This window comes from Corallococcus silvisoli, assembly GCF_009909145.1.
Taxonomy (GTDB): Bacteria; Myxococcota; Myxococcia; order Myxococcales; family Myxococcaceae; genus Corallococcus; species Corallococcus silvisoli.
This window is the reverse complement of the sequence record NZ_JAAAPJ010000007.1, coordinates 280,157-302,876: the sequence shown is the minus strand read 5'-3', so window position 1 is coordinate 302,876 and position 22,720 is coordinate 280,157. Positions and strand designations below refer to the sequence as shown.

Below are 22,720 nucleotides of genomic sequence, written 5' to 3'. Positions count from 1 at the left end.
GCGCGACGAGCGGCTACTTCTTCGGCGGCTGCGCGCGCTTCTTCGCGATGAGCTCGCGCGCGTCGCGCTCCGAGTCCGCGAAGTCCACGTCCACCGTCCACTTCCCGGTGAAGTACAGCGCCAGCATCAGCGCCTTGGCGCCCGCGCGCTGGAGCGGCCCCGTGCCCAGGTAGACGTGGCCCCGGAACCACTCCGCCTTCGCCTGTGACACCAGCAGCTCGCGCGAGTCCTTCTCGATGTTGGAGTTCGACACGTCGGAGATGAGGTACACCGGCCCGTCCGCCGACACCTCCTTGCAGATCTCCAACACCTTCTTCGAGTCCTCCAGCTTCGAGGGCCCGTTGAACTTCATCACCAACAGGTCCGGCGCTTCGAAGTACGCGCGATGCGTCCCGAATTCCCACTCACGAAGATTCGCCACGCGGTCCCTTCCTCATCCAGATCAAGAAGTGCTTAGGCCGGATAGCATTCAGAACGCGTATTTCAAAAAGGTTCCTGGGCTGATTCCTCTCACCGTGAAAAGGGACCTGCTCTGGGTGACAGCGAGCGCGTCATCTCGGGTCGAGCGCGACGTCTGTCACAGCGGACCCGGGTCGTGACCGGGTGCGGTACGCGGGCGAGGCGCGGGAGCGACGACCACCGCTGCGCGAGGAAGTCCGTCCGCGTCACGCCGGACGGAGGGCTCCGGGCTCGAAGTGGACGGCGAAGCCCGGGGAGCCGTGACGCGGTCGTGGCATGGCGCGCTAGGCGCCATGACGAAGCCGCGACGCCGCACGGTCCAGCCGCTCCAGCAGCTGCGCGTGACGGGTCCGGGCTTCGGCGCCCCCCGCGCGCAGGGCCAGCGCGAGCACCTGCGGCAGGTTGAGGGCGGCCCCCGCGCGCAGGCGCTGCTGGTACTGCTCGGCCCAGTCCTGGGGAATGCGCAGCGACCAGTTGCGCGCGTCCACGGAGCCCGGGGTGTTGTACGTGTCGGGCATGCCCAGCAGGTCCGCGAAGAACACCATCACGCTGCGCGCGCGGCTGGCGAACAGGTCCGCGAACTTCGCCTGCGCGAGCAGCCCCGGGTCCTCCGCGAGCTGTCGCGCGAAGGCCTCCCGTCCTTCCCCTTCGGGATGCAGCCGCTCCGCGAGGTAATCCGCCTGGGCGCGCAGGGCGTGCCTCCACTGCCACTCCGCGACCAGCCGCCAGAGTGACTTCGTGTCGTGGTTGCCCACCATCACCCAGTCCTCGGGGGCCACGTTCTCGCTGCGGTACACGTCCGCGGGGTTGTTCAGGTCCGCCTTCTGCGTGACGCGGAAGCGGCCCAGGCCATCGCGGGCCATCACCCGCGACAGCTCATGGGGAAGCGTGCTCAGCACCTCGCACAGCACGTCCTCCCGGGCCCGGCCGTGCTCGCGGGCCATGCGCACCACGGAGTCGAAGAGGAGCGCGTACCGCCGCACCTGTTCGGGCGTGAGCGACTTCACCCAGCCATCCGCGTAGCGCGGCACCGTGCGGTCCAGCTGCTCCGGAGCCACGATGGCGTAGCGAGCCAGCTCCGGGTGGTCCGGCAGGTCCGGTGAGGAGAAGAGGCGCGCGCCCCCCTGCACGGCGCGCAGCGGATCCAACGTACCCGCGCGGTACACCCACGGACACACGAGCCCATGCGGGTGGTCGATGCGCAGCCCGTCGTACTCGGAGAGCATCTTGCCCAGCCGCGCGTCCATGTAGCTGAGCACCGGCCCGGGCCCGCTGCCATCCGGAGCGATGAACCGCTCCGGGTCGAGCACGGGGTAGTTCCACGGCTGGCCCTCCGGGTTGGTACGGCTGGGCGGCGCCCCCATGAGGTAGTCGCGGAGGAACAGCCCCTGCCGCGCCCAGGTGTCCCGAGGCGAGAAGCCAATCTGCAGGTCGCCGTACAGCTTGAGGCCCCACGCCGCCACGCGCTCCCGGAGCAACCCATGCTGCTCATGCACGAGGAACTGGCGGAAGGCGTACGCCTCCACCGCGTCGGCTTCGCTCGCGAGCAGCTCGCGGATGCGGGCCTCCGCCGCGGCCTCTTCCCCTGGGCGCGGAGCGAAGAGGCGCCCCTCCAACGAATCCGCCCACCCGCGCCAGTCATCCGGCGTGTGCTTCTGGGCGCCGAGCACGTCGAAGAGCGCGTCCGGCTCCAACCACTCGCGGTGCTCCAGGCGGAAGTCGGCGAAGCGCCGGACGAGCGCGAGGATGGACGCGGGAGCCTCCGCGCGGTCGCGCTCGCGACGGAACGTGTCCCAGGCCTCCTGGAGCGCCAGCGCCTGGGACCGGCTCGCATACTGGTAGCGCGCCTCTGGCCCCGCGCCCTCGGGAGCCCCCGCGACGAGCCGGGCCAGCGTCTCGGAGGACAGCAGCCGCCCCCAGGGGCCGTCCGGCTCCGTGAGCGGCGCGAGCGCCACGTCGAGCGTGTTGCGGGAGAACAGCGTGCCGTCATACGGCGACGGGTTGTGCGCGGTGGTCTGCCCCTGCGGCCCCAGCTGGATGCCGGTGAAGCCCAGCGCCCGGGCGAAGTCGAGGAAGCGGGCGGCACCCTCGGAGTACGGCGAGCCCCGGCCCGTGTCCTCGCCAGGGAGGCCGGGGAAGCTGGGGTCATGGATGCTCAGGACCCAGCGGGTGACGCCCAGCGCCTCCAGGGCCTCGGCGATGAGCGAGCGCTGCGAATCAGGCCAGGGGAACAGGGACTCCACACTCCGGACCCTATGGCTCCGGACCCGATGCGCCAACCGTTCCTTTGGGATGACGCGAGCTTCCTCCGGGCGTCAGTCCTGCCGGGCCTGCGGCTGGGGACGCGCCTCACCGCCCCCGTGCACCGGCTCGTGCGCGCCGCCCTTCTCCTTGAACGTCCTGCGCAGCCTGCCGGTCATCCACGTGCGGCCATCCGCCAGGATTTCATACACCGTCGGAATCACCAGCAGCGTGAGCAGCGTGGACGTGATGACGCCGCCAATCACCGCGCGTCCCAGCGGCGCGCGGAAGTCGCCCCCCTCGCCATGTCCCAGCGCCACCGGGACCATGCCGGCGATGAGCGCGAGGGTCGTCATGATGATGGGCCGCAAGCGGATGCGCCCCGCCTCGATGAGCGCTTCGCGCAACGGCATGCCCTTCTCGTGCTGCCACTTGGCGAAGTCGATGAGCAGGATGGCGTTCTTCGCCACGATGCCCATCAGCAGGATGACGCCGATGAGGCTCATGATGTTCAGCGTGTCCCCCGTCAGCACCAGCGCCAGCACCACGCCGATGAGTGACAGGGGCAGCGACACCAGGATGGCCAGCGGATCCAGGAACGAGCCGAACTGGATGACGAGGATGAGGTACATCAGCATCACCGCCACGCCCAGCGCCAGGAACACCCGGCTGAACACCTCCTGCTGGTCCGCGGACTCGCCGCCCGTGGACACCTCGTAGCCCGCCGGCACCTTCACGGCCTTCAGCCGCGCCTGCACGTCGCGCATCACCTCCGACAGCGACCGCCCCGCCACGTTCGCCTGGACGTTGATGACCTTCTCGCGGTTCAGGTGGTCGATCTGCGCCGGACCCACGGTCTGCTTCACCGTCACCACCTGCCCCAGCGGCACCACCACCGGCACGCCCGTGGGCCCGGTGCCCACCACCAGCGGGAGCCGCGCCAGGTCGGCCGGGTTCTCCCGGAACTGCGGCGCCAGGCGCACCATCACCTTGCGCGTCTCGCCAATGGGGTCCACCCAGTCGCCGGAGTCCAGGCCCGCGAAGGCCGGCCGCAGCGACTGCGCCACCTGCCCCACCGTCACGTTGAGCTGCCCCGCGACGCCCCGGTTCAGCTCCACCTCCAGCTCCGGCTTCTCGCCGCGCGTGGACAGCCCCACGTCCACCGCGCCCGGCACCTGCTTCACCGCCTTCATCACCTGCTGCGCCAGCTGGTTGAGCCCCTTGGCGTCCGGCCCGCGCAGCTCCAGCTGGATGGACTTGATGGCCCCGCCGAAGCCGCTGGTGAACACCGACACCGACGCGCCGCCCACCGCGAGCAGCTCCTGGCGCAGCGTCTTGCCCAGGGTCTCCTGGCTCGCCTTGCGCTCCGTCTTCGGCTTGAGCCGCACGTACACCAGCGCCTGGTCCACGCCCGGCGAGCGCAGCGGCAGCGGCACGCCGATGGTCGTGTACGTGTACGCGACCTCCGGGTGCGCGCGCGTGATGCGGGACACCTCCTCCACCTTGCGCCGCGTGTAGTCCAGGCTGGAGCCCGCGGGCGTCTCCACCAGCATCTCGATCTCGGAGCGGTCGCTCACCGGCACGAAGCCCGCGCCGCCCAGGACGCCCTGCAGCGCCACCGCGCCCACCAGCGACCCCACCGCCAGCAGCACCATGGCCAGCCGGTGGTCCAGCGCCCACGCGATCAACCGCTTGTAGCGGTCCGCCTGACGGTCGAACCAGTGATTGAAGCGCGCCAGCCCTCGCGAGAGGAAGTTGCGCCGCTCGCCCTTCTCCACCTGCGGGTCGGGCCAGTAGGCGCTGAGCATCGGGTCCAACGAGAAGCTGACGAACAGCGACACCAGCACCGAGCACGCGATGGTGAGCGCGAACGGCTTGAACCACTGTCCCGCGACGCCGTACATGAACGCCACCGGGACGAACACCGCCACGATGGAGAACGTCGTCGCCGCCACCGCGAGGCCAATCTCGTTCGTGCCCTCGCGCGACGCCGTGTAGTGGTCCTTCCCCATCTCCACGTGCCGCACGATGTTCTCACGCACCACGATGGCGTCGTCGATGAGGATGCCGATGGCCAGCGTCAGCCCCAGCAGCGACATCGTGTTGAGCGTGAAGCCAAACGCCCACACGCTCACGAAGGACGCCAGCACGCTCACGGGCAGCGCCAGGCCGGTGATGACCGTCGAGCGCCACGAGTTGAGGAACAGGAACACCACCAGCACCGTGAGGAGCGCGCCTTCAATCAGCGCCTGCTGCACGTTGACGACGGAGTTCTCCACGCGGGTGCCCGCGTCGCGGACGATCTCCAGCTTCGCGTTGGCGGGCAGCCGCTGCTGGAGCAGCTTCACGCGCTCGCGCACGCCGTCCGCGACCTCGGTGGTGCTGTGGCCCTTGGCCTTGATGACCTCGATGCCCACGGCCTGCGCGCCGTTGTAGAGCGACAGCGTGCGCGGCTCCTCCGTGCCCGCGAACACGTCCGCCACCTCCCCCAGCCGCAGCATGCGCCCGTTGCGCTCCGCGATGGGCACCTGCGCGAAGTCCACGGGGGTCTCCAGCCGGCCCTTGAGCCGGATGGTGCGCTCCTGAAGTTCGGTGTTGAGCCGGCCCACCGGCGCCGCCAGGTTCTGCGCCTGGAGCGCGGCCACCACCTGGGCCACGGAGAGGCCCGCCGCCTGGAGCGCCGCGGGCCGCACCTGCACCGTCATCTCCCGCTTCACGCCGCCCACCACCGTGGCCTGCGCCACGCCGGGCACCGAGCGCAGGTCCCCCACGACCAGCGGGTCCGCGATGAGCGACAGCGCGGGCACGTCCAGCGAGTCCGACGTGAGCACCAGCGACACGATGGGTTGGTCCGCGGGGTCGAAGCGCGTGAGGATGGGCTCCTCCATCTCCTGCGGCAGGTCCGCGCGCTTGCTGGAGATGGCGTCCCGGATGTCCTGCGACGCCTCCTGGATGTCCTTCTCGAAGTCGAAGAAGACCGTGAAGTTCGCCAGGCTGTCCGTGGAGCTGGAGGTCGTCTTCTTCCCGTCCACGCCGGAGATGGCGAAGATGGCGTCCTCGATGGGCTCGACGATTTCGCGCTCCACCGTGTCGGGTGCCGCGCCCGGGTAGGCGATGGTGACGTTGATGACCGGCTGCTGGATGTCCGGGAACTCGTCCGTCTCCAGGTTGAAGAGCGCGACGATGCCGAACACGACGAGCGCCACCATCGCCGTGATGGTGATGATGGGACGCTTGATGGCGAAGTCGGAGATGAACACGGACGACTCCTGCGCTGATGCAAGGGTGGGGGCGCGCGGCCGCGCCCGCTGTCACTTCGCCGGGGCCTGGGCGGGTGTCGCGGCCGTGCCCGCATCCGGGGCCTGCACGGGCGCGCCGGACGCGCCGCCAGCGCCCCCCACGCCCTGCCCCTCCCGCGGGGCCGCGGGCTTGCGCTGGGCTCCAGGCGCCGCGGTGAGCTTCACCGGCGTGCCGCTCGTCAGGTCGCGCGCGGAGCCGAGCAACACCACGTCCCCGGCCTTCAACCCCGAGCGCACCTCCACGGTCTGCGCCACGTCGTCTCGCAGGCCCAGCGTCACCGCCACCTCCTCCACCTTGCCATCGGCGATGCGCTGCACGGTGGGCGGCTCCTGGCGCGTGTCCAGCGCGTCCAGGGGGACGGCCAGCGCCTCCTTCGACTGCGACGCCACGCGCCCCTGGGCGAACAGGCCGGACAGGAGCACCTGCTCGCTGTTGGGGATGTTCACGTAGATGCGCACCTGGCCCGTGGCGGGATCCACCGCCGGGTTGATGCGCTCCACCTGGCCCCGGAAGGCGCGGTCCGCGTAGCCGTTGACGCGGAAGTCCACCGACGTGCCCACCTTCACCTGGGCCAGCTGCGCCGCGGGCACGGAGGCCTCCAGCCACAGCGTGCCGGGGTCCACCACCGTGAAGAGCGGCGCGCCCGGCTGGACGATGTCGCCCGTGTGCACCTGCCGCTCGCTCACCACGCCCGCGAAGGGCGCGGCCACCTTCGTGCGGCCCAGCTGGTCCTGCGCCAGCTTCAGCCGCGCCTGCGCGTCCGCCAGCTGACCCTCCGCCTGCGTCCGCGCCAGCTGCATGCGGTCGAAGTCGCGGCGGGTGATGACGCCCTGCTTGACCAACAGCTGGTTGCGCTGCTCATCCTCCTTCGCCACCTGCAAGGCATTGCGCGCCACGCGCACGGTGGAGCTGGCCGCCAGCACCTGCTCGCGCAGCGTGCCCTCCTCCACGCGAGCCAGGAGGTCCCCCTCCTTCACCGCCTGCCCCTGGTCCGCCTTCACCTCCACGATGCTGCCCCCCACCTCCGCGCGGACGCTGGCCAGCCGCCGCGCCTGGAGCGACCCGGAGATGACGGGACCGGTCTCCAGCCGCTGGGGCTCCACGCGCACCACGTTCTCCGGCCCCAGCGACACCACCACGGGCGCGGTGGAGGCGACCGCCTGCTCGGAGCGCTGCCCACAGGCACCGACCAGCCAGGCGATGGCCAGCAGCCCCCCCAGTCGCGGGCCCGTGCGCGGGGCCCGGCGTCCCGTTGTCGTTTCGGCTCGTCCCACGGCGTGCCTCCCCCGGCCCCCACTGCCACTCCAGGGTCCCACCCGGGGGCATCCCCGGGGCCGGGTAAACGTGGTGCCGCCCCCCCGCCCGGGGAAGTCGCGCCGCGCCCACCCGAAAGGATGGAGAACACCCCGGGCTCGTCCTCACGGCAGGCGGGGAGCCATGCGCACGGGGCCCTGGACGACGACGGCCTCCGCCCCCGGACGTGGGGACGGAGGCCGCGGGCCCGCCTCCAGCGGGGCACGTCCCGGGAGGACTAGTGGACCGCCGCGCTGGTGCTGAGGAACGGCAGCGTCAGGCAGCTCTGGTTCGCCACCTGATCCAGGAACGTCTGGCGCGCGAGCACCTCGTTGAAGGTGCGCGTGGGCGCGCCGTCCGCCCGGTCCGGCACGACGAGCGCGCCGCTCAGGAAGGGCGACAGCGCTCCCGTCTGGTTCACGTGGGTGAAGGGCGTTCCAAGCTCATCGCCGTGGCAGCCGTCGCAGGTGTTGAGCGAGAACACATGGCGGGCCTGACGGTTGGGGATGGTCGCCGGGGGCTGGCTCCAGAACGGAGGGCTGGCGGACGTGGACGTCACGATGGCGCGTCCCCCGCGGAACGCCCCGCTGCCCCACGCGAGCGGCACGGTGTACGTGGGCGGCACGGCGACGATGGGCGGCACGTTGGCGTTCACATACGCCGGGAACAGGGAGGCCTTCGTGGCGCGGTCCGGCGTCTGGGCCACGGTGTGGCTGTTGAGCAGGCCCAGCACCGGTCCGGGCGCGGCGAACGACGCCGGGCTCACCGACGCGTTCCACAGGCGGGACTCCCTCAGCTCCCAGGGCGACGTCTGCAGCCAGTTCTCGTTGGTGCGCACCTGGTTGATGGAGCTGCGGTTGGGCTTGCGCGGAGACAGGTCGCGCCTGGCGAACTGCTCCGTGAGGGCCTCCAGCGCCGCGTTGTACGACGCGCTGCCCAGCGTCATGGACGACAGGGCCTGCCACTGCTGCGCATAGGTCTTGATGGACACGCAGTCGTTCTTGTCCACCCCGTACTCCAGGATGACCAGGAAGGGCACCGTGTGGCAGGAGGTGCCCGTGCCCTCGGTGGCGGCGAAGATGAAGCGCCCCTCGCCCGCGCGCCCGGAGCCGTACGCGGGGTTGTTGCCCGCCAGGTCCAGCCGGTTGACCACGGCCACCAGCGTGAACGGCGACTTCGTCAGGTCCAGCTCGCCGGCCACCTTCGGCCAGGGGTTGATGAGCTTGGTCACGATGGACGTGCGCGGCGGCGTGGTGAAGGAGTTGACCGTCTTCGCGGTCTCCCACTGCCGCAGCCACTCGCGCACGAAGGTGGACGGGGCCACGCCGGTGAACGGCTGGTTGGCCATCTCCGTCATCAGGTAGTTGAACGTCCACTTCCCGTTCGGGTTGCCCGTGTTGGTGCACGGGTCCCACGTGCGCGTCGGGTCCTTCACCACGGAGGGCGCCCGGATGATGAGCGAGCGCGCGGGGTCCACCAGCGTCGCCAGCCCGATGGGACGGATGGGCACGCGCTGGCCCGTCGGGAACTGCTTGGACAGCGCCACCACCGGGACGGTGCGCACCAGCTCGCGGCCCTCGAACACATCGGTCGTCAGCTGCGCCTGCGACTGGGCTTGCACCTTGGTGATGCGGTCCTGCTCCGCCTGGAGCGCCACGAAGTCGAAGGTGCCGCTCGCGGTGAACAGCAGGTCCCCCGCCACCGCGTCGCCACCCTCGCCGTCGTCGCGGAAGAGCAGCTGCTGGGTGCCGTCCAGCATCGTCAGGGTCTTCCCCCGGAACTGCTCGTTCTGCTCGCGCTTCTCTTCCAGCTTCAGCTCGAACACCGTGGCCGTGGTCTTGCTGGTCACGTCCTTCGGGATGGCGAAGAGCGACTCCACCACGGGGCGCGCGGGCGCCTCCTCCTCCGAGTCCGCCAGCGCCACCTCCTGGTTGCCGGATGGGACCGTGGCCATGGCGGAGGAATTCGCCACGGGCGCGGAAGGCGCGGGGGGTTCGGAGGACTCGGGGGCGGGCTGACCACAGCCCACCGCCAACGACGAGGCCAGGAGCGCGAACGGCAGACGCAGCCGCACGCTCCAGGAAGACTTCCACCACAACGACAGCTCAGGCTTCATGGGGTGCTCCACTCACGACGGGGATACCGCGACGACAGGCATCGATGGGGCACCCCTCCCCCCTCACCGTTCGCCGGGCTCCGGACACACCGGTCCCGTCCCCCCTCCGTGAATGCGGAAAAACACCCCACCCCCCTCCGGTCCTTGCGACACGGAGGCGAATCAGGCGTTTCTCATACCATGAATCACTGACATTTATCGACTTGCAGATTTTGTAGCGTAATCCGCTACAAGTCTGGGTTTGCCGTAGCCTGTCAGGCTACAAGCCGCTGGCCCCGTACGGCGACTCGCTGATGAGCCGGGTGCCGGACTGGAAGTGGGCGGTGTCCCCGCAGTCGGGGATGGCGGTGAAGCCCGAGCAGGTCACGGGCACATGGGCGCGGGTCTCGGAGGTGAAGCAGCGCGCGCCCGCCTCGTTCCACTCGGCCTCCAGGCCCCAGGACTCGGAGTCGGCCTGGATGCCCGCGCCGTCGTAGAGATTGACCCACTGGCCATCGGAGGTGTGGGACTCGCCGTCGCCACAGAAGTCCGCGCGCACCATGCGGGTGCAGGCCTGGTGGTGGCCCGCGAGGCTCTGGCCGCTGGCGTCGGTGGCCCAGGGCTTGTAGCCAAAGTGCATGCACTTCGCGATGGCGGCGCCCTCGCAGGCGAAGGTGAAGGCGCTGGCATCGTCGACCTTCTCACCGCCGCCCCGCACGCCCTGGAGATAGTTCCAGCGGCCCGCCACGGCGATGGCGGAGGCCGCCGCGCCGCTGGCGTCCTGACACACCGGGCGCCAGCCGCCGGCTTCGTCCTGGTAGGAGACGCGGTAGGACCACAGGTCGCTGTCGGCGCCGCTGCCCTGGGTGATGCTGTCCACGCGCAGGTCGACGGAGGCGCCGTCGCCCCGCGTGCCGACGAAGCGCGCGCCAGCGAAGCCGTTGCCCACGACGGGGTTGGCGCCCTCCAGGCCGACGAAGGCGGAGCCCTCCAGCCGCACGCCGGTCAGCGGCTTGCCGGTGGCGGCGTGGACTCCGGCGTACGCCACGGACACCAGCATGCCGCCCAGCTCGGAGTTGTTGAGGTTGCGCCCGTTGAGGTTCCGTCCATTGAGGTTGCGCCCGTTCGGCGACACGACCTCCGCCATCCGCGTGCGCAGGGTCGGCGCCTCGAGCCCCGTCGACTCCACGCCACATCCCACCGCCATGGCGGCGACACTCGCCGCGAACAGCCGCTGCAACGTCCTCATCTGGATGCCCCTTCCCTGCCCCGACCCCGACCCGAACCGTCTTCCACGACACAAGGTCTGTCTGGAGTCAGAGCGCGGCAACCGCGGCGAGTCACACCGGGCACTTGCAGCGTCCGGTGGCTCCCACTTGGGCGCGACCGCGGGGCAAGGCCAGCGGTTCCCAGGGGTTCGAGTGTCCGGTGGTGCTCAGCGCTCGGACACGGGGACGTCCGCGCAGACGCGCAGGCCCACGGTCACGTCGCGCAGCGAACTCTCTGGCAGCTCGCGGTTGGAGGAGCGCGCGGTCGTCACGTTGAAGGAGTAGCTGCCGCCCCGAGCCACCGGGCGGCCCGGCTCCAGCCACGAGCGGGTCCACTCCCACACGTTGCCCGCCATGTCGTCCGCGCCGAAGGGGCTGCGGGACGCGGGGTGGCTGCCCACGGCGTCCGGGCCGAAGCCGCCCGGGTCCTTGCCGTAGGTGATGTCCACGTTGGCCTCGTCCGGGCCCAGGCGGCCACCGTGGGGGTACTCGCGGCCGTCCACCCCGCGCGCGGCCCGCTCCCACTCCAGCTCGGAGCACAGCCGCGCCCCCGGCACGCGCCCGGACACGGACAGCCAGCCTACGTAGGCCTCCGCGTCGGCGAAGGAGATGCCGCTCACCGGGAACAGCCGCCAGTCCTGCTCCGTGCGCTGGGTGCGCCGGGCGTACTTCAGGAGCTCGCCCGTCCTCGCCGTGTAGCGCACGCCGCCGGGCTGGAAGCGCAGCCGCCAGCCGTTGCCCTCCGGCTCCAGGGACAGACCTCCGGCATAGCCGCCCGTGCCCACGTGGGGCTGGCGCGGGGCGCGCTCCGCGGGGGGCAGGGCCTCCAGGTACTGGAGCCAGTCCGCGTAGGTCGTCTCATGACGGGCGACGAGGAAGCCCGGCACGGGCACGGCGTGCAGCGGGCTGGCGTTGAAGAAGTCGCGCACGCTGGACTCGGCGGCGCTGCCGAAGCGCACCTCTCCCGGGGGCACATAGACGAAGCCCTCCGGGAGCGTGCCCGCGCGGGGCAGCGGCACGGCGACGCGACGCGCCTCCCCTCGCTGGAGCAGCAGCGGCTGCACTGCCTCCTCGTGTCCTGGCGCGCGCACGGTGAGCTGGTAGGCCCCGGGGGGCAGGGCGACACCGGAGCCGAGCAGCGCGTCGACGGAGGGCAGGGGTTCGCCCGCGAGCTCCGGGCCGCCGGGCTCGCGCGTCAGGGGCCGGAGCTCCGCGGAGGCGCCGGGCGCGTCCACCTGGAGGGACAGGTGCGCGGGCGTGTTCCAGCGCCGCCAGCGAACGCCGTCGGTGTCGTAGAGCCGCAGGCGCTGGAGCAGCGCGGGCAGCGCGGCTTCGCGCTCGTTTTCAGCCCACAAGGCGCGCTCGTAGAGGAAGTCCGCCAGCGCGTCGCGCACGTCGTCGCGGGCGGGCGCCAGGGCCAGGGCGCGCTCCAGCCGGTCCGCCACGGCGTCGAAGTGGTGGGAGAGCTGGGAGGCGTGCCCGGCCGTCTTCGCCCAGCCGCGGTCGCCGTCCGCCTTGTGCCCGGTGTCGTAGAGCTGGAAGGCCTCGGCGCGCTCCGCCTGGAGCCCGTCGCGTTCGCGGCGCACGGCCTCCAGGTCCGCGTGGGCCGCGCGCAGGTCTCCCCGCACGCGCGCATCCAGGATGTGGCGCTCACGCCATTGGAGGCCCACGTACACCAGGCCCAGCGACACGAGGAAGCCCAGCGCCAGCCCCACCTTCATGCGCTGGCTGCGCACGCCGGTGCGGCGCGAGGTGTTCAGGAAGGACTGTTCGCGCTGGGTGAGCTCGGACGGCTCCAGCACCGCGGTCTCCGCCAGCTGACGCGGGCCCCAGAGCGATTCGCGCGCATGGCCCAGCCGCTCCCACTGCGCCGCGGCGGCCTCCAGCCGGGCCTGCACCTCGCGGCGCTCGCCCGCCTCCACCAGCCAGCGGGCCAGCGTGGCCCACCCGGTGAGCAGCGCCTCATGGGCCAGCTCATACGCGGTGCCGCCCTCCCCTTCGCGCGCGACGAGCAGGCGCGCGCGCACCAGGGCCTCCAGCGCGGCGCGGTAGCGGGGGTCGTCGCCCACCAGCTCCCGGTCCGTCTTGCGCGCGCGGGTGCCGTCGGCCGTCACCAGTCGCAGCATCACCCCGCGCGCCGCCGAGCGCTGGTCGGGCAGCAGGCGGGCCACCGCGGCGTCGGCATGCCGCGCGAGCGCCCCGGACACGCCGCCCAGCGAGTCCAGCGCCGCCTGGGTCATCACCCCTCGGGCCTCGTCGCGCGCGTCCCACAGCTCCGCCAGCGCGAACTGGAGCAGCGGCAGGCCCCCGTCGGAGGCCGCCGTGGAGGCGACGAGCGCGTCCACCACGGCCTCGGATTCGAAGCACACACCCTTGACGCGAGCCGGGCCCACGATGGCCTCGCGCGTCTCCTCCGGCGTGAGGGCGCGCAGGAGGTACAGCGCGTGGGGCACCTCCGGTCCCAGGCCGGGCACGGCGGTGAGGCGGGTGAGGAAGTCGCTGCGCCCGGTGGCGAGCAGCCGCAGCCCTCCGGCCGCCTCCGTGAGCGACCCCAGCGCGGTGCCCGCGAGCGCGGCCTCCTCCGGCGGGGACAGCGTCACCAGCTCCTCCAGCTGGTCCATGTAGAGGAGCAGCCCGCCCTGGGCGCCCAGCTTCGCGCGCAGCCTGCGGCCGAGCGACGTGGGGTCCTGGCGCAGCGTCTCCGCGAGCGGCTCCTCGTCCACCTCCAGCACGGGTGCGAGCGCCACCGCGAGCGCGGACACGGGCCTGCGTCCGGGCACGAGCCGCGCGGTGCGCCAGCGCCGACCATCCTCCAGGGCCCCGTCGCTCACGGCGGGGAGGATGCCCGCGAGGCACAGGGACGACTTGCCGACGCCGGAGTCGCCGGTCATCAACAGGAAGGCCTCCGCCTTGAGCCGCTCCAGCACGGCGCGCTGCTCGCGTCGGCGGCCGAAGAAGAGGGCCCGGTGCTCGGCCTCGAAGGCCTGGAGGCCGCGGTAGGGGTTGCCTTCTGGAACGGCTGCGGACGGCTCCTCGCGCGTCAGGGCCTCCAGCGCGTCGAGCAGCTGCGCGGCGGACGCGTGCCGCTGGGCCGGGTCGCGGAGGAGGCACTTGTCGATGGCGGCGGCGAAGGCGGGATCCACCGACGGGGCCACAGCCAGGAGGGGCCGGACGTCGCGGGTGCGGACAGCCTCCGGCAGCTCGCGCCAGGGCACGTCGCGGAAGGGGCCCCGGCCCGCGCACAGCTCATAGAGCACGACGCCCAGCGAGTACACGTCGCTGCGCGCGGTGAGCTCCTCGCCGGCCCAGGCCTCCGGGGACATGTAATAGGGCGTGCCCACCAGCGCGCCCCTGGGCAGGGATGGCAGGAAGACGCCGTCCAGGGAGCGGGCGCCAAAGGCGGGGCTGGATTCCGGGTCCCAGTCCGCGGGCAGCTCTGGCGGGGGCATGGGCGCGCGCGGGGCGGAGGGTTCACCGCTCTCGGCCCGGTCGAGCAGCTTGGCCAGGCCGAAGTCGAGCAGCTTCACCTCGCCGCCCTCGGTGAGGACGGCGTTGCCGGGCTTGATGTCGCGGTGGAGCACGCCCCGGCGGTGGGCGGCGCCCAGGCCCCGCGCCAGGTCCCGGCCAATGCCGAGCGCGCGCTCCCAGGGCACGGGCCGGGCCACCCGGTCCAGGCTGACGCCCCGGATGAACTCCGAGATGAGGTACGGCTGATCCTCCAGCTGGCCCACCCGGTACAGGGTGACGACGTTGGGGTGCTGGATGCGGGCGGCGGCGCGGGCCTCCACCAGGAAGCGCGCCAGCGCGTTGGAGCCCAGCGACGGGATGAACTTCACCGCGACCGGGCGCTCCAGGAGCGTGTCATGGGCCAGGTACACCCGGCCCGTGCGGCCCCGTCCGAGCGGCCGCACGATGCGGTACTCGTCGAACTCCTCGGGGGGAGTCCACGCGTCGGGGGGTGGGGACGATGCGGGGGAGCCCACCGGGGCTGCCTACGCATCCCGCGACCGGGGGTCAACTCGGGGCCACGCCCGAGGCCGCGCCAGCACAGAGGGCCCCACCCGAGTGTCCACCCGTGGACACTCCCGGGAACGCGCTGGGGGTTACTCCTGACTGGAGCGGGGCTTCGCCTTGCTGGGTTTGAGCATGTTGCGGATCTTGTTCTCCAGGTCCTGGGGCAGGCAGGGCTTGGCGACGAACTCGTCCGCGCCCACGGACAGGGCGTGCTCGGCGTTGCCGGCGAGCACGTGGCCGGTGAGGGCCATCACGGGGATGTCGCGGGTGCGGGTGTCCTGCTTGATGCGCCGCGTCGCCTCCCAGCCATCCATGACGGGCAGGGAGAGGTCCATGAGGATGATGTCCGGCTCCCCCTCCTGGGCCTTCTCCACGGCCTCCAGGCCATTGCGGGCGGTGTCGACCTCGAACCCGCAGAACTCCAGGTACTCCGCGTACATCTCGCGAGCGTCGTCGAAGTCGTCCACGACGAGGACGCGCTGCTTGGCGTTCGTGGGAGCCGTCCCACCGCTCGCGGTCGGCTCGCCCTCCTGGGATGTCGTGACCGCGTTCTTCATGGAGCAGAGGCCTCGCATGCAGGGGAGGGGCGAATCTAAACACGTCCCCGGCAAAGCGCCCGTTCTCGCAAGATTTCCCTGGACGGGACGGGAGGGTGAGCCCGGTGTCCGGTGTGAAACATGGGAACGCTGGAGGACGGTGTAGGTGGGCGATGGGACTGGGGTTATTGGTTGAGGCGGTAGACGTGGACCATCGACATGCTTGTGGTGGCTGGGTGGATTCGCTCCGTCCATGAAATGACGGGCTCGCCATCCGCCGCTAGAGCAAAGGCGGGCCGTCCCAAGGTCGCTTTGCCAGGGCTCGGCATCAGGACGCCACCCAGGGGCTCCCATTGAACTCCCGTCCAGCGTTGCGCCTGCCCAACTCGGATCGAGCTATCCGTAGAGGACGTCGCCACACTGGCCAAAACGACAGGCAGCCCTTGAGAGTCAAGCTCAATAGACTCGACGGTTCCGTCTATCCCGTTGGCGATCTTCTCCAGAGGACCACCCATTGTAAGCCAACTCCGCCCATCCCATTTTTTGACAAGATTCCTCCATTCCCCGTCCACCAAAGCGGTCACACCCACCAACACATTCCCGTTGCCATCAACAAAACAAGTCGTTGGGAGCCCCAGTAGGCCCGCTGGGATATCCGTCCAAGAGGATCCATTCCACTGTACTACGCGCCCGGCTTCGCTAGCGTTCGAGTCGGTCTCGCGAAACACAAAAACAGGCCTTCCCGAACCATCAACATCAAACCCCATGTAGTTAACTACCAAGTTTCTATTCAGAGGCAATGGCGCAGCCTTCACAATCCAAGCACTCCCGTCCCATTGACGCAGAACAACTTGCGCCTGCGTGGAGTTCTCTTCGCGCCATGCCACAATAGGCAGTCCCTGGGAGCCTGATGCAAATCCCAACCACCGGATATTCCCCTTGGACAGCGTGGTTGCCATAGGGGAGTTCATGAAATCCCAAGCAGCCCCATTCCATCGCCTGACATGAATTTGATCCGGGGCACTCTCGGAATACTCCCGCCATGCCAACATTGGGCGCCCTTCAGCGTCTATCTGTAAGTCATGTCCCCAGATGCTATAGCTCGTGCTTCCAGCCAAGGGACCGCCAAGGTACTCCCAGCCATCACCACTCCAACGTTTCGCATGAACACTCCTGTCTTGTGTCCAAGCCACCACAGGACGGGAATCCTTCCCCATACGGAGCGCAGAGTCATTGATGCTGCTCTCTTCAATTTTCCCTGCGAACAACGGGTCGCCCAAGAGCAGATAAGGAGGAACGAACCACTCCCAATCCCCAAACATCGATTCGAGCTTATTGCCGGCGAAATCAACCACCGTGTCGGCTACCACCACCCGAACTCGCTGGTCGACCGGCAACGGAGAGGTGGGACTCAAGGTCAACATCTTTCCGTCCTCCGAAAGATGGACAGCCGCCTCCAAGCTCCCACGATTCGTCATCAACTGGATCGACTGCCTGTTCACGGTCGAGGCATCCAACGGCTCGGAGAAAGTTGCTTGAATGGGCGTCGACACGGGAACCGCAGAAGCACCCGTGGTAGGACTTTGGGCGATCATCCTGGGACGCGTCCTGTCAACAGTCACTGTCCTCGTGGGACTCAGGAAGACCTGCTCGTTTCTCAGCGCGCGTACGGCGAGCACATGCGTGCCTTCTGAAACGAGCCAAGTCTCCCACTTCCATGAGTATGGGGATTCAAGCATCGTGACAGGAGCACCATCCACCAGCAGTTCCACACGGTTCGGGGCGGGCCCGGAAACCTCCACCTGAATCTGGAGCGTTCCGTTGGTGGTGGTATCCGAGGCGGGCGACAACCAATCGAGTTGCACGGGACCCGTATACGGGCTTCCTGCATCCGGCGAAGTACCTTGCACCAGATCAGGAATCTGGATGCAGGCACACGAAAGGAGCCACAGGAACAACGCGAGGCAAAGCCGATTTGGGAGCATGAATCCCACCTGAAGCAAGATCGTATCCACGATGCTCCCAGCGTCTCTCGCCGGAGCATACCGCAGCGGATGAATCCCTAGGGTCTCTACGCGGGGACTGGGCGTCCTATCCGCGAGACATCTCATCCGTCCAGTGACACGCAATGAACTCCCCTGCGAGGTGGCAGGCACCAGGATGCCCACCCAGGCGTCCATAGGAGTCGCAAAGCTTGTCTTCAGCGACTCATCACTGAAGAGGAGAGCCTCTCTGAAGCGAAAATGCCCCTGCGAAGTCAGGGCTTCGCAGGGGCATCCGTGATGGCTCAACCCGACTACTTCACGATGTCGTGATTTGGATTACAGGGTCGGCGCGGCCTGCTGGGCGATGCCCGTCGCCTCCAGGTCTACGTTGAGGGGCTGTCCCCAGATGGTCTCGTAGACATCGTTGATGCCCTGAACTGGCCCCAGGTAGCTGAACGCGACGACGAGCCGGATCTGGCTCGGGTTGAGAGCGACGGAACCACCATAGGTGAATGAGTAACGGGTGCTGTAGCCAGACGGCTGGATCGTGAAGACAGGCAGCTCGGCGGGAGTGCGCGTCGCGTAGGGCTTCACGGGCTCCGCGATGTCCAGGGGGAAGCCCTGGCCACTGTAGTTGCCGATCTCGCCGTAGGAGTTACCACCCACCGTGCCATTGTTGTCGATGTCCGAACCGAAGAAGACCTGAACGGAGGTCCCAGTCTGCTTCGTGATGGGCACGCTGAAGTTCACGTAGACGACTTCGCCGGTGTTGAGCTGCGTCGCTGCAGCTGCGGGCGGCAGGGACTGCTCCTGGTAACGGAGCTCCGCGATGCTCACGGCCTTCGGGGTGGACTGATCACCCCCGAAGAAGAAGCCCGTGCGGCTGTAGTTGGTGCCGCCCTCGGCGGACACCGCGCGCACGAAGATGTTGTACTCCTTGCCCTCCTGGATGATGCCGCCGGTCGGCGTGATGATCGCCGAGTAGCCACCCAGGGTCACCGAGGAGGTCACCGGCAGCGACTCCTTCGCGTACTCGTCCGTCAGGCGCACGAGCAGCGAGCCCGGCTGCACCGGCTGGTTGAAGTACACGTAGATGGACTCGCCCGGACGCACCATGTTCCGCAGCGGGTCATTGTCCACGCCCTTCAGGCTGGCCACGTTGCCACCCTCGACCGCGAGCGCCACGTTCGACGGCTTCGCGTACGGCAGCGGGACGAGCGTCGTCACGCTGGTGCCCACGATGGCCGCGCCCGAGTAGCTCTTCACGTAGCCACCCGACTCCGGGATGCCATCGCCGTTCGCATCCAGCGGGGCCACGTAGAGGTTGAAGTTGCCGTTCAGCCGCGCCATCTCCGTACCACTGGGCACGCCGTTGAACGTCAGCACGCCCTCACCGTCCGACGTGGCCTCCACGATGACCCGGCTCACCACGGAGGAGGCCTGGTCGTAGTTGCTCAGGAGGATGGAACCCGCGCGGTCCACCTCCAGCGTGCCCTTCGCGCCCACCGCCGGGCGACCCTGCGGCGTCACCACCTGGAAGCGCAGCGTGCTGTTCAGCTGCGCCAGCGTCACGGGACCAAAGCTCGCGTTGCCGTTGTTGATGGGCACCGTGCCCGCCGCCGACGGAACCGTCGACGTCGCACGCAGCGTCGCGAAGCCGCTCTTGCTGAACGTCAGCAGCACCTGCGCGCCCGCCGGCACGTCCGTCATCACGAAGTTGCCGCTCGGATCCGTGGTCGCCGTCTTGCCAGTGGCCTGGCTGCCAATCGTCATCGCCACCGTGACGCCTTCCAGCGGCTGCAGGTTCGTGCCCAGCACCTGGCCCGACACGGTCCCCTTCGGCGTCGAAGGCACCACCACCGACACGTTGTTCGGAGTCCGGATGCCGTCCGCGACACCATCGTTGTCCGCGTCAGTCGGGCTACCGCACCCCCAAGCCAGCAGCGGCAACACGGCCATCAGCACATGCTTCTTCATCGTCCCCACCTTGAATTTATGACGGAATTTTCACACCCCAGCTGCTTCCCAAGGGCGGATATCGGACACTCCCCGACCCAGGGCGGTGACGTCAAGGTGGGGTAGTTTCGACCCAACGCCTTCGAGGAGGATGACTCGCCATGTCAGACGTGAACGACCCCTGCCTGGGCTGCGCCATCGTTCGAGGAGAGGTCCACCCACCGGGTGGCGTCCTGGCGCGCGTCCCCGGCCTGGTGCTCCATGGGGTGGCCTCGGGCAGCCCCGTCCCCGGCTGGGTGGTGCTCACCAGCGATCAGCACGTGCGCGGCTGGTATGACCTGGCGGAGGAGGTGTCGCGGGAGCTGGGCCCCTTCGCCGCCCGGGTGATGCGCGCCCAGCGGGAGGCCCTGGGCGCGGAGCATGTCTATGCCTTCGCCATCGGTGACGTGCTCCGCCACTTCCACCTGCACCTCGTCCCCCGCTTCGCGGACACGCCGCCCCACCTGCGGGGGCGGGGCGCGTTCGACGCCGCCCCCGGCGAGCACCTTTCAACGGAAACACTGGAAGCCTCGGCCCGGCGGCTGGCGGCGGCGCTCGCCCGCTGACCCACTCCCGGCGTGCTCCCACCCCGACTTTCCCCGCCGGGTTCCACTGTCATGGACCTGACACCGTATCGGGGGAAGAATGCCGGGGTCCTCATGCGTGCGTTCCCCCTCGGTCCCTGGTTGCTCTCCCTGTGGCTCCTCGCCGCCAGTCCCGCACTCGCGGACAACACGGCGGACGAAGCCGACATCGCCTTCGAACTGGGCAACGACGCTTACTCCCACGGCAACTACACGGAGGCGCTGCGCTCGTACTTCACCAGCTACCGGCTGGTGCCCAACCGCAACGTGCTCTTCAACATCGCGCGCTGCTTCGAGGCCCTGGGCAAGTTCAACGAGGCGTACCGCTACTACAATGACCTGCTCGGGGAGGACCTGCCCGCCGAGGACGCCTCGGAGGTCAACCGCTCCCTGGAGCGGCTGCGCCCCAAGGTCGCCCTGGTGCGCGTCACCACCAACCCCCGGGGCGCGGACGTCTTCGTCGACCGCACCGACCTGGGCAGCCGGGGCCGCTCGCCCCAGACGCTCGCGCTCTCCCCAGGCCGCCACAAGGTCCTGGTCCGCAAGGACGGCTACCGCCCCGCTGAATCCACCGTCACCGTCACCCGGGGCCGCGAGGTCCCCGTGGATCTGGACCTCTCCCTCATCACCGGCGTGGTGGACATCAGCGGCACCCCCGAGGGCGCGGAGATCCGCGACAACCCCACCGGCCCCGTGCTGGGCCGCATCCCCGCGAAGCTGCGCCTGTCGCCAGGCCAGCGCGTGCTCCACGTGCGCGCGCCCGGCCACGCGCCCGGCCAGTACGTCATCGACGTGCCGGCGGAAGGCACCCTGCCGCTCGCCGTCACCCTGAGCGCCCAGACCCGCCCCACCGGCCGCGTCGTCGTCACCTCCAACCACGACGGCTCCACCGTGCGCGTGGACGGCCGGCCCGCCGGCTTCACCCCCACCGTCGTCACCCTCCCCGAGGGCGAACACGTCCTGGAGGTGGAGAGCCGCGACGTGCGCCCGGTGCGCCAGAAGGTCACCGTCATTCCCGATCAGGAAGTGAAGGTCCACGCCACCCTGCGCTACGAGCCGCCCCCGGTCCGCGCCGCGTCCAAGAGCCTCCTGTCCGTGGACGAGGCCCCCGCCTCCACCACCGTGCTCACCCCGGAGGAGCTGCGCGCCTTCGGCTGGCGCACGCTCGCGGAGGCCCTGGCCGGCGTGCGCGGCTTCTTCCTCACCGACGACCGGACGTACACCTACGTGGGCGTGCGTGGCTTCTCCCCGCCCGGGGACCTCAACACGCGCATCCTCATCCTCTGGGACGGCCACGCGATGAATGACGTGTGGGCCGGCCAGGGCTACGCGGCGCACGACCTCAGCGTGGACCTGGAGGAGGTGGAGCGCATCGAAGTCGTGCGCGGCCCCGGCAGCGCGCTGTACGGCACGGGCGCGTTCTTCGGCGTCATCAACGTCGTCCCGCGCGAGACCCTGGGCCTGGACCGGCGGCTGGAGATCACCGGCGCCGTGGGCGCGCTGGGCTCCACCCTGGTGCATGCCACCACGTCGTGGGAGGACTCGCAGCGCTCCATCCTCTTCAGCCTCGCGGGCATGAAGTCCCACGGCGCGGACACCACCCGCCTGGGCGACCCCGGTCCCATCATCACCGGCCTGGATGGAGAGAAGGCCGGCACCGGTTCGGTGCGGGCGCGCTGGGGCAACCTGTCGCTCGTGGCCCAGCTGCATGGACGCAGCAAGGACGTGCCCACCGCGCCCTACGGCACCCTGGTGGGCGCGCAGGGCACCCGCGTGCAGGACGTGCGCGGCTTCGCGGAGGCCAAGTACGAGCGCCCCCTGTCCGAACACCTCCTCCTGTCCCTGCGCGGGGCCGTGGACCTCAGCCGCTACCAGGGCCACTGGAACTACGGCGGTGACACGTCGCAGTCGAACACCGACTCGGGCGCGGCGGACTGGCTCACCGCCGAGGCGCGCCTGCTGGCGGGCCTGTTCGACAGCAACCGCCTCACCGTGGGCGTGGAGGGACAGGCCCAGCTGCGCCTGGAGCAGAAGAGCGTGAGCCCGGCGGTGGTGGCCCCCCTGGAAGCGCCGACGCGCTCGCTCATATCCGTGTACGCGCTGGACGAATGGCGCCTGCATCCGCGCCTGACCCTGTCGCTGGGCTTCCGCGTGGACCGGTACTCCGACCTGGACACGCTGCCCCTCACGCCCAGGCTCTCCGTCATCGGCCGGCCCTACGCGCAGGGCCTGACGAAGCTCGTCGTCGGCCGCGCCTTCCGCGCGCCCAACGTCTACGAGCTGTTCTACGAGGACAACCTCCTCACCCAGCGGCGCCCGACGCATCTGAACCCGGAGACCATCACCACCTTCGAGGTGGAGCACTCGCACGACCTGTCCGACGAGCTGCGCGTGACGGTGGCCGGCTACCACAACCGCATCTCGCAGCTCGTCACGCTCACCACGGAGTCCGCGCCCACGCCCGGCTGCGGCACCACGAACGCCCCCACCCAGTGCCTCGTGTACACGAACAACTCCGGTGAGACGCTGGCGTGGGGCGCGGAGGCCGGCCTGCACTGGCAGCCGGGCCGCTGGCTGCTGGTGGACCTGAGCTATTCCTACGTGACGCTGCGCAATGCCTCGCAGGACGTGGTGGAGGCCGCGCCCGCGCACCTGGCCTCCGGACGCTTCCTGCTGCCCGTGGGCAACGGCGACATGCGCATCGCCACGCAGGCCACCTACCAGAGCTCCCGCGTGCCCGGCGTCGCTGGCGCGGCCGGCGGAGAGGCGCTGCTCGTGGGCTTCGGCGTGTCTGGCGACTACGGCCGGCTGCGCTACTTCGCCGGCGTGAACAACCTGCTGGACACCCGCTACGCCTTCATCGTCAGCGAAGACGTGTCCGCCGGCCCCGTGCCCCAGTACGGCCGCACCTTCAACCTCCAGCTCACCGGCAGCTTCTGACAGACTCGCC

General features: G+C 70.0%; 12 protein-coding genes. 2 read left to right on the top strand and 10 right to left on the bottom strand.

The features are described 5' to 3' along the window. Positions 1–13: 13 nt before the first annotated feature. The 10 genes from GTY96_RS15595 to GTY96_RS15550 all read right to left on the bottom strand — a co-directional run bounded on the left by GTY96_RS15595 (position 14) and on the right by GTY96_RS15550 (position 19,168). Positions 14–421 carry a hypothetical protein gene (locus GTY96_RS15595; RefSeq protein ID WP_143903859.1) on the bottom strand — a complete coding sequence of 136 codons (408 nt, stop codon included), beginning with the start codon at positions 419–421 and terminating at the stop codon, positions 14–16. Between the two features lie 322 nt (positions 422–743). After that, complete coding sequence (locus GTY96_RS15590; protein ID WP_161665144.1) at positions 744–2,702, bottom strand: 4-alpha-glucanotransferase; 1,959 nt, start codon at positions 2,700–2,702, stop codon at positions 744–746. Positions 2,703–2,774: 72 nt separating this feature from the next. Next, complete coding sequence (locus tag GTY96_RS15585; protein ID WP_161665143.1) at positions 2,775–5,960, bottom strand: efflux RND transporter permease subunit; 3,186 nt, start codon at positions 5,958–5,960, stop codon at positions 2,775–2,777. A gap of 51 nt (positions 5,961–6,011) precedes the next feature. After that, entirely contained in the window at positions 6,012–7,274 is a 1,263-nt protein-coding gene (locus GTY96_RS15580; RefSeq protein ID WP_161665142.1) for an efflux RND transporter periplasmic adaptor subunit, read from the bottom strand. A gap of 257 nt (positions 7,275–7,531) precedes the next feature. Next, entirely contained in the window at positions 7,532–9,409 is a 1,878-nt protein-coding gene (locus GTY96_RS15575; protein ID WP_161665141.1) for a hypothetical protein, read from the bottom strand. 259 nt (positions 9,410–9,668) lie between these two features. Beyond that, positions 9,669–10,637 carry an ADYC domain-containing protein gene (locus GTY96_RS15570; protein ID WP_161665140.1) on the bottom strand — a complete coding sequence of 323 codons (969 nt, stop codon included), beginning with the start codon at positions 10,635–10,637 and terminating at the stop codon, positions 9,669–9,671. A gap of 186 nt (positions 10,638–10,823) precedes the next feature. Next, positions 10,824–14,639: an nSTAND1 domain-containing NTPase gene (locus GTY96_RS15565; protein ID WP_161665139.1), complete on the bottom strand. Its 3,816-nt coding sequence runs from the start codon at positions 14,637–14,639 to the stop codon at positions 10,824–10,826. Between the two features lie 120 nt (positions 14,640–14,759). Beyond that, a complete protein-coding gene (locus GTY96_RS15560) occupies positions 14,760–15,227 on the bottom strand; it encodes a response regulator (protein ID WP_161665138.1) in 468 nt (155 codons plus the stop codon). A gap of 164 nt (positions 15,228–15,391) precedes the next feature. Continuing rightward, the gene (locus GTY96_RS15555) at positions 15,392–17,221 is read right to left on the bottom strand and encodes an Ig-like domain-containing protein (protein WP_161665137.1); all 1,830 of its coding nucleotides are present in this window, start codon (positions 17,219–17,221) and stop codon (positions 15,392–15,394) included. A gap of 306 nt (positions 17,222–17,527) precedes the next feature. Then, positions 17,528–19,168, bottom strand: coding sequence for a carboxypeptidase-like regulatory domain-containing protein (locus GTY96_RS15550; RefSeq protein WP_161665136.1), 1,641 nt, complete (start codon positions 19,166–19,168; stop codon positions 17,528–17,530). A 140-nt stretch (positions 19,169–19,308) separates the two neighbouring features. On the opposite strand from GTY96_RS15550, the gene GTY96_RS15545 reads away from it, so the two are divergent. Then, complete coding sequence (locus GTY96_RS15545; RefSeq protein WP_161665135.1) at positions 19,309–19,752, top strand: HIT family protein; 444 nt, start codon at positions 19,309–19,311, stop codon at positions 19,750–19,752. 93 nt (positions 19,753–19,845) lie between these two features. After that, on the top strand, positions 19,846–22,710 hold the full coding sequence (locus GTY96_RS15540) for a TonB-dependent receptor domain-containing protein (protein ID WP_143903837.1): 2,865 nt from the start codon (positions 19,846–19,848) through the stop codon (positions 22,708–22,710). The last annotated feature ends 10 nt before the right edge of the window (positions 22,711–22,720 follow it).

Coding starts and splice junctions, on each gene's coding strand:
- GTY96_RS15575 (WP_161665141.1), bottom strand. CDS start 9,409: ATGAAGCCTGAGCTGTCGTTGTGGTGGAAGTCTTCCTGGAGCGTGCGG.
- GTY96_RS15570 (WP_161665140.1), bottom strand. CDS start 10,637: ATGAGGACGTTGCAGCGGCTGTTCGCGGCGAGTGTCGCCGCCATGGCG.
- GTY96_RS15560 (WP_161665138.1), bottom strand. CDS start 15,227: ATGAAGAACGCGGTCACGACATCCCAGGAGGGCGAGCCGACCGCGAGC.
- GTY96_RS15550 (WP_161665136.1), bottom strand. CDS start 19,168: ATGAAGAAGCATGTGCTGATGGCCGTGTTGCCGCTGCTGGCTTGGGGG.
- GTY96_RS15545 (WP_161665135.1), top strand. CDS start 19,309: ATGTCAGACGTGAACGACCCCTGCCTGGGCTGCGCCATCGTTCGAGGA.
- GTY96_RS15540 (WP_143903837.1), top strand. CDS start 19,846: ATGCGTGCGTTCCCCCTCGGTCCCTGGTTGCTCTCCCTGTGGCTCCTC.